The organism is Intrasporangium chromatireducens Q5-1 (assembly GCF_000576575.1).
GTDB lineage: Bacteria > Actinomycetota > Actinomycetes > Actinomycetales > Dermatophilaceae > Intrasporangium_A > Intrasporangium_A chromatireducens.
Window position 1 is genome coordinate 1 of sequence record NZ_AWQS01000080.1, and the last position, 16630, is coordinate 16630.

At 71.5% G+C, this 16630-nt stretch carries 10 protein-coding genes and 1 pseudogene; 6 read left to right on the forward strand and 5 right to left on the reverse strand.

Features of this window, described 5'->3' with window-relative positions; genetic code table 11:
• Positions 1-1107: pseudogene (locus N864_RS25060) on the forward strand (glycogen debranching protein GlgX); the annotation flags it as partial.
• Between the two features lie 21 nt (positions 1108-1128).
• Here N864_RS25060 and N864_RS11130 read toward each other — a convergent pair.
• The gene (locus N864_RS11130) at positions 1129-1860 is read right to left on the reverse strand and encodes a sulfite exporter TauE/SafE family protein (protein ID WP_051518465.1); all 732 of its coding nucleotides are present in this window, start codon (positions 1858-1860) and stop codon (positions 1129-1131) included.
• Positions 1861-2019: 159 nt separating this feature from the next.
• Complete coding sequence (glgP, locus tag N864_RS11135) at positions 2020-4608, reverse strand: alpha-glucan family phosphorylase (protein ID WP_034716561.1); 2589 nt, start codon at positions 4606-4608, stop codon at positions 2020-2022.
• 154 nt (positions 4609-4762) lie between these two features.
• On the opposite strand from glgP, the gene N864_RS11140 reads away from it, so the two are divergent.
• Genes N864_RS11140 through pgm form a run of 5 tightly spaced genes read left to right on the forward strand, consistent with a single transcriptional unit; the run spans position 4763 to position 14012 of the window.
• Positions 4763-6964: an alpha-1,4-glucan--maltose-1-phosphate maltosyltransferase gene (locus tag N864_RS11140; protein WP_420805213.1), complete on the forward strand. Its 2202-nt coding sequence runs from the start codon at positions 4763-4765 to the stop codon at positions 6962-6964.
• 1 nt (position 6965) lies between these two features.
• Complete coding sequence (gene treS / locus N864_RS11145; RefSeq protein WP_034716563.1) at positions 6966-8669, forward strand: maltose alpha-D-glucosyltransferase; 1704 nt, start codon at positions 6966-6968, stop codon at positions 8667-8669.
• On the forward strand, positions 8669-10105 hold the full coding sequence (locus N864_RS26315; RefSeq protein WP_051518466.1) for a maltokinase N-terminal cap-like domain-containing protein: 1437 nt from the start codon (positions 8669-8671) through the stop codon (positions 10103-10105). The genes treS and N864_RS26315 overlap by 1 nt, the downstream gene beginning before the upstream one ends.
• Positions 10102-12372, forward strand: a complete 2271-nt coding sequence (glgB, locus tag N864_RS26320; protein WP_051518467.1) for a 1,4-alpha-glucan branching protein GlgB — start codon at positions 10102-10104, stop codon at positions 12370-12372. The genes N864_RS26315 and glgB overlap by 4 nt, the downstream gene beginning before the upstream one ends.
• Complete coding sequence (gene pgm / locus N864_RS11160; RefSeq protein ID WP_034716565.1) at positions 12369-14012, forward strand: phosphoglucomutase (alpha-D-glucose-1,6-bisphosphate-dependent); 1644 nt, start codon at positions 12369-12371, stop codon at positions 14010-14012. The genes glgB and pgm overlap by 4 nt, the downstream gene beginning before the upstream one ends.
• Positions 14013-14046: 34 nt before the next feature.
• Here the strand turns inward: pgm and N864_RS11165 are convergent, their stop codons facing one another.
• The 3 genes from N864_RS11165 to N864_RS26245 all read right to left on the reverse strand — a co-directional run.
• Entirely contained in the window at positions 14047-14997 is a 951-nt protein-coding gene (locus tag N864_RS11165; protein ID WP_034716567.1) for a tetratricopeptide repeat protein, read from the reverse strand.
• Between the two features lie 14 nt (positions 14998-15011).
• On the reverse strand, positions 15012-15992 hold the full coding sequence (locus N864_RS11170; RefSeq protein ID WP_240474295.1) for a DUF8094 domain-containing protein: 981 nt from the start codon (positions 15990-15992) through the stop codon (positions 15012-15014).
• 159 nt (positions 15993-16151) lie between these two features.
• A partial coding sequence (locus tag N864_RS26245; RefSeq protein WP_155892903.1) for an ATP-binding cassette domain-containing protein occupies positions 16152-16630 on the reverse strand: 479 nt, incomplete at its 5' end.

A 16630-nucleotide genomic window follows, 5' to 3' on the forward strand; every position in this document is an offset into this window, starting at 1 on the left:
CACGTCGACGGCTTCCGCTTCGACCTCGCCGTCGCGCTGGCTCGCGGCAGGGACGAGGGCTACGACCCCGACCATCCGTTCCACGTCGCGCTGCGCACCGACCCGGTCCTCTCGCAGGTCAAGCTCATCGCCGAGCCGTGGGACGTCGGGATGCACGGCTGGCGCACCGGCCAGTTCCCCCCGCCGTTCGCCGAGTGGAACGACCGCTACCGGGACGCGGCGCGGACCTACTGGCTGCGCGACCTCGCCGCGTCGAGCGCCGGGCACGTCGGGCACGGCGTCCGCGACCTCGCGACCCGGCTCACCGGGTCACAGGACCTCTTCGGCGGCCAGGGCCGGGGGACGACGGCCTCGACGAACTTCGTCACCGCCCACGACGGCTTCACCATCGCCGACCTGACCCGCTACGACCACAAGCACAACGAGGCCAACGGCCACGCCGGCACCGACGGCAGCAACGACAACCGCTCGTGGAACCACGGGCACGAAGGGCCGACCGACGACGTCGAGGTCGCGGCGGGGCGGCGCCGCTCGATGCGCAACCTGCTCGGCACCCTGCTCCTGTCGGCCGGCGTGCCGATGATCAACGGCGGCGACGAGTTCGGCCGCAGCCAGGGCGGCAACAACAACCCCTACAGCCAGGACAACGAGACGAGCTGGTTCGCCTGGGACCTCGAGCCGTGGCAGGAGGACCTGCTCGCGACGACCCGGCACCTCATCGAGCTGCGCGCCAAGCACCCGGTCCTGCGTCAGCGGTCGTTCTTCTCCGGACGACCGCTCGGCGCCGACGGCTCTCCCGACCTGGCCTGGTACGCCGGGGACGGTGAGCCGATGGGCCACCGCTGGGACGGGCCGAGCGTCGATGTCCTGCAGGCGCTCTTCAACGGCGGCCCGCTCGGGCACGACTCGGTCCTGCTCAGTCTCAACGGCTCCGCGTGGGGCGCAGAGGTCACCCTGCCCCGCGCACCCGGCTCCGCGGCCTACGACCTGCTCTGGGACAGCGCGTGGGAACGCCCCGGCGGCCCGTCGCTCACCGTGCCGGCCGGGGGCGAGGCACCGATGACGAGCGCCTCCCTGCGCGTGTGGCGCATCGTCAGCCGGGGCTGACCCGCGCCCCTCGGCCCCTGCTCAGGCCAGCGCCTTCGTCCCCGCGACGACGGCGGTGACCGCCAGCAGACCGAGCACGATCCGGCGGAACACGACCGGCGACAGGGCGCGGAAGGCGCGGTCGCCGACCGCCCAGCCCAGCGGCATACCCGCCATCCCGCCGAGGACGAGCAGGAGCGCGGTGCGGCTGAAGCTGCCGACGACGGCGAACCCGACGACGGCCAGCAGGTCCTGGATGCTGAAGACGGCCTGGAGCGTGGCCCGGAAGCGCAGCGGCGACATGCCCATCGCCTGGAACATGACGACGAGGGGCGGGCCGTTCATGCCGGTCGACGTCAGCAGCGCGCCACTCGTCACGCCGGCCACGCGCTGGGCGACCGGTCCCGAGGGGAGCCGGATCCCCGCCGCCAGCAGGCCGACCAGCAGGAGCAGGACCACTGCCATGACGAGGGTGAGCCGGGCCGGCGGGAGCAGTCGCAGGGCCGCCAGGCCGATCGGCAGCCCCAGCAGGCCCCAGACCACGAAGCGCCGCACCGTGCTGCCCTCGAGGTGGTGCCGTTCGCGGCGCACCGCCGCCGTCGTCATGACGAAGGCGACCGCTGTCACCGAGACGACCGCCGCGACCGGGTCCACGACGACCGCGAGCAGCGGCACACCGACGAGGGCCGAGCCGAAGCCGGTCACCGCCTGGGCGGCCGCGGCGACCGCGAAGACCGCGACGCCGACGAGCACGATGACGAGGAAGTGGTCCACAGCCCTCCATCATGGTCGCTACCGCAGCAGGCGATCGACGCGACCGGATGCCGGTCGTGCCCTTCCCCGGCGCAGGTATGCCGCTCAGCTCGGTGAGCCGAGCGGCACCCCTGTGCGCGTGGCCGGGCCCCAGGTGACCCGGCCTCGGGTGATCCGGTCTCAGGCGATCCGGGCCAGGCCCATCTCGGCGTAGGAGGCGAGGCCGCCGTGTCTCGGCACGACACGGACGCTGTAGCCGAACGAGCCGGTGCGGTCCATGCAGATCTCGCCGCTGTAGACGGCCCGGGCCTCGCCGTCGGTCTCCTCGTAGCCGAGGGCGGCGACGGCGATCTCGGTCAGGTCGTCGTCACCGGTGACCCGCCCGTGGACGAGCTGGACGGCCACCTCGTCCGGACTGAGCCCGGCCAGGTCGATGAAGGCCTTCACGTGGAGGGTGTCGCCGATCTGCGGCGAGTCGGAGACGCCCCACGACTCGACGTGCTCGACCTCGACGGCGGGCCAGGCCTGACGCACCTTCGTCTTGTAGGCGGCCAGGTCCTTGGCGCCCTTCCAGGCCGGGCCGTCCATCGCCCGCCCGGCAGCGGCCGCCGGAGCGTAGAGCCGCTCGGTGTACTCCTTGACCATCCGGCCGGCGAGGACCTTCGGCCCGAGCGTCTTGAGCGTGTGGGTCATCATCGAGATCCACGTGTGGGGCAGCCCGTCGGCGCCGCGGTCGTAGAACGGGACCGTGACGTTGTGCTCGATGAGGTCGTAGAGGGCGGCCGCCTCGATGTCGTCGCGGCGGTCCGGGTCATCGACGCCGTCCGCCGTGGGGATGGCCCAGCCGTTGCGCCCGTCGAACCACTCGTCCCACCAGCCGTCGAGGATCGACAGGTTGAGGCCGCCGTTCAGCGCAGCCTTCATGCCGGACGTGCCGCACGCCTCGAAGGGGCGCAGCGGGTTGTTGAGCCAGACGTCGCACCCCGGGTAGAGCAGCTGGGCCATCGCGATGTCGTAGTTCGGCAGGAAGACGATCCGGTGGCGCACCTCCGGGTCGTCGGTGAACTGGACCATCTGCTGGATGAGCCGCTTGCCGGTCTCGTCGGCCGGGTGCGACTTGCCCGCGATGACGAGCTGGACCGGCCGGGTCGGGTGGAGCAGGAGCGACTTGAGCCGGTCGGTGTCGCTCAGCATGAGCGTCAGTCGCTTGTAGGTGGGCACGCGGCGGGCGAAGCCGATGGTCAGGACGTTGGGGTCGAGCACGTCGTCGACCCAGCCGAGCTCGGCCTTCGTCGCGCCGCGCTTGCGCCATGACGAGCGCAGGCGCCGACGGGCGTCCTCGATGAGCTGCCGGCGCATCTGGGCCTTCGTGTGCCAGATCGCCTCGGCGGGGATCTCGTCGATGCGGTCCCATGCGTCGTCGGCCGCCAGGTCGGCCGTGCCGAGGTGCGTGCGGGCGGCGTCGTAGACCTGGCGGTCGACCCACGTGGGGGGATGGACACCGTTGGTGATGCTCGTGATCGGCACCTCGACGTCGTCGAAGCCGGGCCACAGACCGTCGAACATCTCGCGGCTGACGACCCCGTGGAGTTTGGAGACGCCGTTGGCCCGCTGGGCGAGCCGCAGACCCATCACCGCCATGTTGAAGATGCCAGGGGTGCCGCCCTCGTAGCCCTCTGCGCCCAGCGCCAGCAGCCGGTCGACGGGGACGCCCGGGATCTCGAGCGCACCACCGAAGTAGAGGTTGATCTTGTCGGCCGGGAACCGGTCGATCCCCGCAGGGACGGGGGTGTGGGTCGTGAACACCGTTGCGGCGCGGACCGCTTCGAGCGCCTGGTCGAAGGTGAGCCCCTCGTCCCGGATCAGCTCGGCGATCCGCTCGACGCCGAGGAAGCCGGCGTGGCCCTCGTTGGTGTGGTAGACCTCCGGCGCCGGAGCTCCGGTAAGGCGGGACCAGAGGCGGAGCGCGCGGACGCCGCCGATCCCGAGGAGCAGCTCCTGCTCGAGCCGGGTGTCGCCGCCGCCGCCGTAGAGCGTCTCGGTGACCCGGCGGGCGGCCTCGTCGTTGCCCGGGACGTCGGAGTCGAGGAGCAGCAGCGGAACCCGGCCGACCTGGGCCTTCCAGACGTGGGCGTGCAGGACACGACCCGCGGGCAGGTCGATCGAGACGACGGCCGGGGTGTCGTCCTCCTCGCGCAGGAGGGACAGCGGCAGCTCGTCGGGATCGAGGACGGGGTAGGTCTCGAGCTGCCAGCCGTCGCGCGAGAGCTTCTGCTTGAAGTAGCCGGTCTTGTAGAAGAGGCCGACGCCGACGATCGGGACGCCAAGGTCGGAGGCGGTCTTGAGGTGGTCGCCGGCGAGGATGCCAAGGCCGCCGGAGTACTGCGGCAGGACGGCAGTGATCCCGAACTCCGGACTGAAGTAGGCGATGGCCTGCGGCGCCGCGGCGCCCCGCTCCTCCTGCTCGCGGCTCCACCGCTGGTACCAGCGCTCCTCCGTGAGGTAGTGATGCAGGTCCTCGTTCGCGGCGACGACCCGTCCGACGAACTCGTCGTCGGCCGCGAGGGCCGCCAGCTCGTCCGCCGAGAGGCGCGAGAGGAGCTTGACCGGGTCGTGCTTGGCCGCGGTCCACTTCCCCGCGTCGATGCTCTCGAACAGGTCGCGGGTCGGCGGATGCCACGACCAGCGGAGGTTGCTGGCGAGCACGCCGAGCCCCTCGATGCGGTTCGGCAGGACAGTGCGCACGCTGAATCGTCGAATGGCCTTCACGGGCCACCAGCATAGACGCCGACGCGCCGCGTGGTTGTCGGGTTCTTGCAGTCCTTGCAGCGCCTTTGCACGCGCGCGCACGCGAGCCGGTCGGCGGGCTGCGCCGGCCCGGCACGCCGCGCCGTGCAGCGGCCCGATTCGATACGGTCGAGGCGTGACAGGCTCCTCGAAGAAGTCCCGTGCACGCTCGGTCGGCGGACCCCTGCCCGCGGCCGCCCCCCGTCCCGCTCCCCAGACCGACGCACCGCCACCCGGCCCCGCGGCCGACGACGCGTTCGTCGACGACACCGAGGCCGGGGCCACCCACCTCGCCCCGGAGGGCGACGTGTCGGCTCTGCCTCCCCTCCGCGGTGTCCCGCAGGGCGTGCGCCGCGTCGGCCGCATCCCCGTCCTCGCGGTGCAGCCCGTCGTCGAGAACGGCCTGCTACCCGCCAAGTCCGTCGTCGGCGAGGAGTTCGTCGTGCGGGCCAAGGTCTTCCGGGAGGGCCACGACGCCGTCAACGCGACCGCCGTCCTGACCGACCCCGACGGCAGCGACCACTACTTCCCGATGCACTGCGACAACCCCGGCCTGTCCGAGTGGAGCACGACCGTCGTGGCCGACCGCACGGGTTGGTGGCGCTACCGGGTGGAGGGCTGGTCCGACCCCTACGCGACGTGGAGCCACGACGCGGAGATCAAGATCGGCGCCGGCATCGACGAGGAGCTCATGTGCGCCGAGGGGGTCCTGGTGCTCGAGCGGTTCCGTCGGGCGGTCGCCGGCCAGGGGGCCGACACGACCCCCCTCGACCGCGCCCTCGAGGCCCTCCGGGACCCGAGCCGGCCGGCCGTCGAGCGGTTCGCCGCCGCCACCACCGACGAGGTTCGCGGACTGCACCACCTGCTGCCCCTGCGTGAGCTCGTCTCGCCGTCAGCGGCATACCACCTGCTCGTCGAGCGCGAGCGAGCCCTCTACGGCGCGTGGTACGAGATCTTCCCCCGCTCGGAGGGCGCCCACTACGACGAGGAGCAGGCGTGCTGGGTCTCGGGCACGCTGCGCACGGCGGCCGGGCGGCTGCCGGCCATCGCACGGATGGGCTTCGACGTCGTCTACCTCACGCCCGTGCACCCGATCGGCACGACGGCCCGCAAGGGCCCGAACAACACCCTCGTCGCCGGGCCGGATGACCCCGGATCGCCTTATGCCATCGGCTCCCCCGAGGGAGGGCACGACGCGATCCATCCCGACCTGGGCACCTTCGAGGACTTCGACCACTTCGTCGCCGAGGCGGGGCGCAACGGGCTCGAGGTGGCCCTCGACATCGCCCTGCAGGCCTCCCCCGACCACCCCTGGGTCGCGAGTCACCCCGAGCTGTTCACGACTCGTGCGGACGGCACGATCGCCTACGCGGAGAACCCGCCGAAGAAGTACCAGGACATCTACCCGCTCAACTTCGACAACGACCCGGCGAGCGCCTATGCCGAGGTGCGCCGCGTCATCCAGGTCTGGCTCGACCACGGCGTGCGCATCTTCCGGGTCGACAACCCGCACACCAAGCCGGTCGCCTTCTGGCAGTGGCTCATCGCCGACGTCGCCCAGCAGTACCCCGAGACGATCTGGCTGGCCGAGGCGTTCACGAAGCCAGCCATGATGCATGCGCTCGCGGCGGTGGGCTTCCAGCAGAGCTACACCTACTACGCCTGGCGCAACCAGCGCTGGGAGCTCGAGGAGTACGGCCGCGAGCTCGCCGGCGACTCGGCCGCCTACATGCGTCCCTCCTTCTGGCCCACGACGCACGACATCCTCACGCCCTACATGCAGTACGGCGGGCCGACTGCGTGGAAGGTGCGCGCCGCCGTCGCGGCGATGCTGTCGCCGACCTACGGCATCTACACCGGCTACGAGCTGATGGAGCACGTGGCCCGGCCCGGCGCCGAGGAGCAGCTCGACAACGAGAAGTACGAGTACAAGGACCGGCACTGGGAGCTCTACGAGCCCGGTGGCCCGCTCGAGGGGCAGAACCTGGCCGGGTACCTGCAGCGCCTCAACGAGATCCGGGCCGGCCACCCTGCACTGCGGTGGCTGCGCAACCTGCGCTTCCACAGCGCCGACGACGAGAACGTCCTCGTCTTCTCGAAGAGTCGGGTCGTGGACGGCGAGCGTGACACGGTCCTCGTCGTCGCCAACCTCGACCCGCACGCGACGCGCGAGACGATGATCCACCTCGACATGGAGGCCCTCGGGATGGCGAGCTGGTCGTCCTTCTCGGCCCACGACCTCATCACCGACAGCTGGTGGGACTGGGGGTCGGACAACTTCGTGCGCGTCGGGCCCGACTGGGAGCCGGTCCACATCCTCGCGGTGAGGAGCCACTGACGTGCAGGGACTCAACCTCTCCCAGCCGGGCCTGCGCCACGACCCGCACTGGTACCGGACGGCTGTCTTCTACGAGGTCCTCGTGCGCGCATTCAGCGACTCCAAGGGGTCGGGCGCCGGCGACTTCACCGGGCTGATCGGCCGGCTCGACTACCTCCAGTGGCTCGGCGTGGACTGCTTGTGGCTGCCGCCCTTCTATGCCTCGCCTCTGCGCGACGGCGGCTACGACATCGCGGACTACAAGGCGATCCTGCCCGAGTTCGGCACGCTGCCCGAGTTCACCGAGCTCGTCTCGCAGGCCCACGCTCGTGGCATCCGGATCGTCACCGACCTCGTGATGAACCACACGAGCGACCAGCACCCGTGGTTCCAGGCGTCCCGGGCCGAGCCCGAGGGGCCCTACGGCGACTACTACGTGTGGTCCGACACCGACGAGCCCTATGCCGACGCCAGGATCATCTTCGTCGACACGGAGGTCTCCAACTGGACCTTCGACGCCGTGCGCCGGCAGTTCTTCTGGCACCGGTTCTTCTCCCACCAGCCCGACCTCAACTTCGAGAACCCGGCCGTCCAGGACGAGATGTTCGACATCGTCCGCTTCTGGATGGACCTCGGCATCGACGGGTTCCGCCTCGACGCCGTGCCCTACCTCTTCGAGGAGGAGGGCACCAACTGCGAGAACCTGCCGAGGACCCATGAGTTCCTCGCCAGGCTGCGCGCCATGGTCGACGAGGAGTACCCCGGCCGCGTCCTGCTCGCCGAGGCCAACCAGCCCCCCAGCGAGGTCGTGGACTACTTCGGCACCGAGGGGGCGCCCGAGTGCCAGATGTGCTTCCACTTCCCCGTCATGCCGCGCCTCTTCTACGCGCTGCGCGAGGAGAAGGCCCACCCGATCGTCGACGTCCTCGCCGACACGCCCGAGATCCCGTCCGGTGCCCAGTGGGGCACCTTCCTGCGCAACCACGACGAGCTGACGCTCGAGATGGTCACGCCCGAGGAGCGGGCGGCGATGTACGGCTGGTACGCGCCGGATCCCCGGATGCGGGCCAACATCGGCATCCGCCGACGTCTGGCGCCGCTGCTCGACAACTCGCGCCCCGAGATCGAGCTGATCCACGCGCTCATCCTGTCGCTGCCCGGCTCGCCCTGCCTCTACTACGGCGACGAGATCGGCATGGGCGACAACATCTGGCTGAACGACCGTGACGCCGTTCGCACGCCGATGCAGTGGACGCCTGACCGCAACGCGGGCTTCTCGAGCGTCGATCCGGGCAAGCTCTATCTGCCGGTCATCTCCAGCCTCGTCTACCACTACAACAACGTGAATGTCGAGGCGTCGATGGCATCGTCCTCGTCGCTGCTGCACTGGGTGCGTGGCATGCTCCAGGTCCGCGGGCGCCACCCCGTGTTCGGCCTGGGCGACTTCACCATCGCGCCCAACGACAACGACGCGCTCCTGTCCTTCGTCCGGTCCTTCGAGGCCGACGGCACGGAACCGGGCGAGACCGTGCTGTGCGTCAACAACCTCTCCAGCCGCCCGCAGGCCGCCACGATCCAGCTGCCCGAGCACCTCGGCGAGCGCCAGCTGATCGACCTCTTCGGCGGCAGCGGCTTCCCGTGGGTCGCCGCCGACGGGCGGGTCACCATCACGCTCGGGTCGCGCGACTTCTTCTGGCTGCAGGTCGCGCCGGGAGAGGGGGCCTGATGGCGATCATCCACCACGGCGCCCGCCTCGAGCCGTCGAAGATCGAGCTCGTCACGGGCTGGGTCGAGGGGCAGCGCTGGTACGCCGGCAAGGGCCGCACGCCGCGGCTGCGGCGGGTCGGCGGCTTCCGCCTCGAGGATCCGGACGGCGAGGTCGGCATGGAGACCCTGCTGCTGCTCGACGAGACCGCGAGCCCGCCGGTCGTCTACCAGGTGCCGCTGACCTACCGCGGCGCCCCCCTCGCCGGCGCGGACCGCGCGCTCGTCGGCACGACGGAGCACAGCGTGCTCGGCCCGCGGTGGGTCTACGACGCGCCCCACGACCCCGTCTACGCCCGGAGCCTCGTCGCGACGATCCTGTCGTCGGCCGACACCGAGGACGCCGAGGCGTCGGTGGGGTCCAACGTGCTCGCCCACGGACATGCGACGGGACAGCTCGGCTGCACGGTCGTCACCTCGAGCGTGCTGACGGGCGAGCAGTCCAACACCTCGGTCATCTGCCAGATGGAGGCCGGCGACGGGACCGCGGCGCAGCCCCTCATCGTCAAGGTGTTCCGCACCCTGCAGGAGGGCGACAACCCCGATGTCGTCGTCCAGTCCGCCCTGACGCAGGCCGGGTCGACGCGCGTCCCCACCTCCGCGGGGCACCTGAGCGGCGCCTGGGACTCCCCCGACGGCAGCCGCACCGAGCACGGCCACCTCGCCTTCGCCCAGGAGTTCATCCCGGGCGTCGAGGACGCATGGCGCGTCGCCCTCGTCGCCGCCGCGGCCGGCTCGGACTTCGCCGAGCGCGCCCGCGACCTCGGCGCGGTCACGGCCGAGATCCACCGCGACCTCGCCTCCCGACTCGGCACCGAGGAGGCCGACCGCGGCGCGCGAGAGCGCCTCGTCGCCGAGCTCGAGAGCCGGTATGCCGCAGCCGCCGACACCGTGCCCGGGCTCGCTGAGCGTCGCCCGGCCGCCGTCGCCGCGCTGCGGGGCGTCCTCGACGTGCCGTGGCCCCGGCTGCAGCGGATCCACGGCGACTACCACCTCGGCCAGGTCCTCGACGTGCCCGACCGCGGCTGGGTCGTGCTCGACTTCGAGGGAGAGCCGCTGCGCCCCCTCGCCGAGCGCAACCTGCCCGACCTGCCCGAGCGGGACATCGCCGGCATGCTGCGCTCCTTCGACTACGCGGCCGGCTCCGTGCGGCTGGCCGACCCCTCGGTCGACGCCACCAACTGGGCGGCGGCATGTCGGGAGTCCTTCCTGACTGGGTACGCCAGTGTCGCCGGCCCGCACGACGACGCACGGCTGGCGCTGGTCCGAGCCCTCGAGCTCGACAAGGCGCTGTACGAAGTCGTCTACGAGGCCCGCAACCGACCGACGTGGCTGCCGATCCCCCTGGCGGCCATCCATCGCCTGCTCGACGACCTTGAGGACAAGGAGAGAACATGACGGGGACGCAGGGACTGCAGGCGGACGATCCGGCCATCACGACGCTGCTCGAGGGGCGCAACGCCCAGCCGCACGACCTGCTCGGCCAGCACCTCGGCCCCGGCGGCCTCACCATCACCGCCTTCCGGCCGATGGCCCACGGGGTGGCCGCGCGCCTCGACACCGGCGAACGGGTCGAGCTGCAGCACGTCCGCGACGGGGTCTGGTCGATGACCTCCCCCGACGTCCAGCGCACCCACGACTACCGGCTCCTCGTCAGCTACGAGGACGGGGTCGAGCACGAGCAGGACGACCCCTACCGGTTCGCCCCGACCCTCGGCGAGATCGACCGGCACCTCATCAGCGAGGGCCGCCACGAGCAGCTCTGGACGGTGCTCGGCTCGCACATCCGCACCTACACCGGTCCGCTCGGGCCGGTGACCGGTGCGTCGTTCGCCGTCTGGGCGCCCCACGCGAGGGCCGTCCACGTGATGGGCGACTTCAACGGGTGGAACCGCACCTCTCACCCCATGCGCAGCCTCGGCGAGACCGGCATCTGGGAGCTGTTCCTGCCCGGCGCCGGCGAGGGGTCGAACTACCAGTACGCCATCCGGGGCAGTGACGACGTCGTCCGGTCCAAGTCCGACCCGATGGCCCGCCGCACCGAGATCCCACCCAAGGTCGCCTCCGTCGTGACCGAGTCGCACTACACGTGGTCCGACGAGGAGTGGATGCGGCGCCGGGCCCGGGAGAACCCCCACACCGGGCCGATGAGCATCTACGAGGTCCACCTCGGCTCCTGGCGGCAGGGCCTGACCTACGTCGAGCTCGCCGAGCACCTCGTCAACTACGTCGTCGACCTCGGCTTCACCCACGTCGAGCTGCTCCCCGTCATGGAGCACCCGTACGGTCCCAGCTGGGGCTACCAGGTCACCGGCTACTTCGCGCCGACCTCCCGGTTCGGCACGCCCGACGAGTTCCGCTACCTCGTCGACAGGCTGCACCAGGCCGGCATCGGCGTCCTGCTCGACTGGGTGCCCGGGCACTTCCCCAAGGACGCGTTCGCCCTCGCTCGCTTCGACGGGCAGGCGCTCTACGAGCACCCCGACCCGCGGCGCGGCGACCAACCCGACTGGGGCACGCACGTCTTCGACTTCGGCCGACCCGAGGTGCGCAACTTCCTCGTCGCCAACGCCATCTACTGGATCGAGGAGTTCCACATCGACGGCCTGCGCGTCGACGCCGTCGCCTCGATGCTCTACCTCGACTTCTCCCGGCGCGCCGGCGAGTGGCTGCCGAACCAGTACGGCGGCCGCGAGAACCTCGAGGCGATCGACTTCCTCAAGGAGACCAACGCGACCGTCTACAAGCGGGCGCCCGGCATCGTCACGATCGCCGAGGAGTCGAGCGCCTTCCCCGGCGTGACCGCACCGACCGACCGTGGCGGGCTCGGCTTCGGCTTCAAGTGGAACATGGGCTGGATGAACGACTCCCTGCGCTACCTCGGCCAGGACCCGGTCTTCCGCAAGCACCACCACAACAACCTCACCTTCGCCCTCGTCTACGCCTTCGACGAGAACTTCGTCCTGCCGATCAGCCACGACGAGGTCGTCCACGGCAAGGGTTCGCTGCTGCGCAAGTCCCGTGGCAGCCGCGACGAGCAGGCCGCCACGCTGCGGGCGTTCCTCGCCTACATGTGGTCGCACCCCGGCAAGCAGCTCATCTTCATGGGCATCGAGTTCGGCCAGGAGTCGGAGTGGGCCGACGCCCGCAGCCTCGACTGGTGGCTGCTCGACCTGCCCCTGCACTACCGGGTGCACGCGCTCGTCAAGGACCTCAACGGGATCTACCGCTCGCACCCCGCCCTGTGGGAGCTCGACACCGAGGCGGCGGGGTTCCAGTGGCTCAACGCCGACGACGCGGCGGGCAACACCTTCTCGTGGCTGCGCTGGGGCCGCGGCGACCGCGACACCGCGCCCGTCGTCGCCTGCGTCGTCAACTTCAGCGGGCAGACCCACGAGTCCTACCGGATCGGCCTGCCCCGCGGCGGCCGTTGGCGCGTCGTCATGGACACCGCCGGCTACCACCCCGACGCGCCGAGCAGCACCGGTCGCGTCATCGAGCCACGCGAGCTGGCGTGGCAGGGCCAGCCGTATGCCGCTGAGCTGACCGTCGCTCGCCTGTCCGCCGTGTGGGTGGTGCCCGTCGACGAGCCGACCGCCCAGAGCCCCCTCCCATCGACAGCACAGTCCCTGTCATCGACGCAGGAGCAGGAGGACGCGACATGACCGATCCGCGCGCCGGGCAGCCGGCCCGGCCGGAGGACCTCGTCGACATCGATGAGCTCGTCGGTGCGTACTACGACCGGCACCCCGACGTCGACAACCCGGACGAGCAGGTCGTCTTCGGAACGTCGGGCCACCGGGGCTCGAGCCTGCGGACCGCGTTCAACGAGGACCACATCCTCGCCACGACCCAGGCCATCGTCGACTACCGGACGAGCCAGGGCTACGACGGTCCGCTCTTCATCGGCCGAGACACGCATGGCCTGTCCGAGCCCGCGTGGAAGTCGGCACTGGAGGTCCTCGTCGCCAACGGCGTGACCGTCCTTGTCGACGACCGCGACGGCTACACGCCAACGCCCGCCGTGTCCCACGCCATTCTGCGCGCCAACCGCGGAAAGGACTCCGCGGCAAGCGGACTCGCCGACGGCATCGTTGTGACCCCGTCGCACAACCCGCCCAGCGACGGCGGCTTCAAGTACAACCCCCCGAGCGGCGGCCCCGCCGACACCGACGCGACGTCGACGATAGCGAAGCGGGCGAACGAGCTGATCCGGGCCGGTCTCAAGGACGTCAAGCGGGTCCCCTACGAGCAGGCGCGAGCCGGCTCAGCGGCATACGACTTCCTCGGCACCTACGTCGACGACCTGCCGAACGTCGTCGACCTCGGGAAGATCAGGGAGGCCGGCGTACGGATCGGGGCTGACCCACTGGGTGGGGCGTCCGTCGCGTACTGGGCCGAGATCGCCGAGCGGCACGGGCTCGACCTCACCGTCGTCAACCCGACGGTCGACCCGACCTGGCGCTTCATGACGCTGGACTGGGACGGCAAGATCCGGATGGACTGCTCCTCGCCCTACGCGATGGCCTCGCTCATCGGCAACAAGGACGCCTACGACATCGCGACCGGCAACGACGCCGACTCGGACCGGCACGGCATCGTCACGCCGGGTGCGGGCCTGATGAACCCCAACCACTACCTCGCCGTCGCCATCCAGTACCTCTACGGGGCACGTCCCGGCTGGGGCCCCGACACGGCCGTCGGCAAGACGCTCGTCTCGTCGTCGATGATCGACCGGGTCGCGGCCGATCTCGGACGTCGGCTGCTCGAGGTGCCCGTCGGGTTCAAGTGGTTCGTGCCCGGGCTGCTCGACGGGTCGGTGGGGTTCGGCGGCGAGGAGTCCGCGGGCGCGAGCTTCCTGCGCTTCGACGGGTCGGTGTGGACGACGGACAAGGACGGCATCATCCTCGCGCTGCTCGCCTCCGAGATCCTCGCGGCGACGGGCCGCACGCCGAGCGACCACTACGCCGACCTCACCGCCCGGCACGGCGCACCCGCCTACGCGCGCATCGACGCCCCCGCGGACCGGGAGCAGAAGGCGAAGCTCGCGGCCCTCTCGGCGAATGACGTGCACGCCGACTCCCTCGCCGGCGAGCCGATCACGGCCACGCTGACCGAGGCACCGGGCAACGGGGCGAAGATCGGCGGCCTCAAGGTGGTCACGGACAGTGCGTGGTTCGCCGCTCGGCCCTCGGGCACCGAGGACGTCTACAAGATCTATGCCGAATCGTTCAAGGGGCCCGATCACCTCGCGCAGGTCCAGGCCGAGGCCAAGACGGTCGTCGACCAGGCCCTCTCCTCCTGACCTGTCCGTCGTCGGGACGGGTCTTCGGGTTGGCTCAGAACAGGGCGCTCATGAGCGACTTGCGCGCCTTGGCAACCCGCTCGTCCTGGGCACCGACCACTTCGAAGAGCTCGACGAGGTGCTCCCGCGTGCGGTTGCGGTCGGCGTCACTCGTGCGCCGGACGGTCTCGATGAGCCGGAGGAAGGCGTCCTCGACGTGTCCACCGAGCAGGTCGAGGTCGGCGGCGAGGATCTGGGCGTCGACGTCGGTCGGGTCGGCCGCCGCCGCGGCGCGCGCCTGGCTCAGGTCCACCCCCTGGGTCCGGCGCAGCAGCTCGACCTGCGCGAGACCGACCTTGGCGTCGGCGTCCGCAGGGTTCTGCGCGAGGGCCTCCCGGTAGGCCGCGAGCGCGCCGTCGAGGTCTCCCGACTCGATGGCGTCGAAGGCCTTCTGGTGCAGGGGCGGCAGCGGCGGCTCCTCGGGTGCCGTGTCGGCCACCGGGGCCGCAGCGTCAGCGCTGACCGTGCCCGTGACGCCGTGCTGGGCCGCGAGCGCGAGTACTTGGTCCATGACGGCACCGATCTGGTCTGCCGGCTGGACGCCCTCGAAGAGCGGCACCGGCTGGCCCTGGACGAGGGCGAAGGTCACCGGGACGGCGCGCACCTGGAAGGCCTGCAGGATCGCCGGGTTGTGGTCGACGTCGGCCGTCGCGAGCTGGAACCGCCCGCCGTACTGCTGGGCGACCGAGCGGAGGGTCGAGACGAAGTCGGCCGTCTCGGCGAGCCGGGTGGACCACAGGACGAGGACGATCGGGTGCTGCGTGCTGGCGGTGATGACGTCGCGGATCGAGGCATCGGTCACCTCGATGACGAGCTGGTCGCCCGACGGGGCGGCCGCACCCGCTCCGTCACCAGCGCCGCCACCGGGAGCGGCGGCCGGGCGCTTGAGGCCGGACAGGTCGACGGCGCCGCGGAGCGCGGCTGCGGTGAAGGGCTGCTGGGTCATGCGTCCATCCTTCCTCAGTGCGCCTCGGCGGCGATCAGCTGGTCCCGGGCAGCGACGACGCGGGCCTGACCGGAGGCCGGGATGACGAAGGCGACGAACTCGCTCGACGTGAGCTGTGCCTCGGTCGTGATGGTCTTGACCCCGGACACCGCCGTCACCTCTTTGCTCGGGGTGAGCTTGGTGGGCTTGTGCAGGGCGATGGCGTCGGTGCGGGTCAGGTGCGCGAAGACGAGGGCCCCGGAGCCGCCCTTGAGCCGCAGGCCGCCCAGGATGTCGGCAGGTTCGTGCGTCTGGGCGAAGACGCCCTGGGCGCCGAGGGCCTTCGACTGGGCCTGCGCGTCCGAGCGCAGCTGGCTCGACCAGGGGTCGTCGGCGACGAGCTGGCTCGGCTTGGGGTCGGGGAAGGCGACGGACGCTGCCCAAGCGGCGGAGACGTCCGACGGCTTGGCGGCCAGCCCCGTGCCGGTGCCGACGAGCCCCGAGCCCTCGGACGTGGGGTCGAGCGCCTCGACCTTCGCGTCCTGGACGAGCGGAGCCATCGCCGCGATCGTGAAGTTCTGCCCGCTCTGGTCGCCGGTCAGCAGCACGAGGACCGGGGCGTTCGACTTCTTCAGGGTCGTGCGGGCGATGATCTCGGCAGGGGCAGCGGCCTTCGGCGAGATCCCGAGGACCGTCGCGTCGGTCCCCAGCTCGGCCTCGGCCCGTTGCGCGGCGGAGCCCGCCGCGAGCACCTTGGCCTGCGCGTTGGCGGCCTTGAGCGCCGGCCCGGTGTAGACCTTGGCACGGGCCGCGTCGCCGGCGGCCGTGGCGTCCGCCTGGGCCCGGCTCGCTGCGGTGATGAGGGACGTCGCGACCGAGGTCGCCTGGGTCGGGGCGACCGCTGGGGTGCCGGTCGACGCCGTCGTCTCGTCGGCACCGTTGCTGGTGCAGGCGACGAGCGAGACGAGCGACAGGACGCCCGCGGACGCCGCGGTGAGCACACGGCGACGCGACACGGGTCGGTACATCAGGCAGGGCCTCTCGATCAGGACTGGGGTGGCCGCCGCAGGGCGTGGGCCGCCATCAACCATACGCACGGCGCCCGGGCCCGGACCAAATCGCGGACGCTCGGACCGGCCCCCGGGCACCACGAGGACGGGGCGACCTTTTCGGGCTCAATGGTCGGCGGCGGAGACGACCTGTCCGGCGTCCAGGTGCAGGGCATCGTCCGCGGCGAGGGCGGCCTCCGGGTCGTGGGTCGCCATGACGACGGTGCCGCCCCGTTCGGCGACACCACGCAGGAGCGCGAGCACCCGTTCCCGGTTGGTGTGGTCGAGCTCGGACGTCGGCTCGTCGGCGAGCAGGACCACCGGCTCGGTGGCGAGAGCGCGGGCAACGGCGACGCGCTGTTGTTGGCCGCCGGACAGCTCCTCGATGAGGTGGCCGGCCGACTCCTCCAGGCCGACGTCGGCGAGCGCTCTCCGGACGCGGGCCCGGGCCTGCTTTGCCGGCAGGCCGCGGGCGACGAGGGGCAGGAGGCAGTTCTCCTCGGCGGTCAGCACGGAGGCGAGGCCGTTCCCCTGCGGGATCAGCACCGGTGCGGCGTCGCCCCCGGTGACCACCTCCACGCGCCCGTCAAGTCGAGGGGCCACCA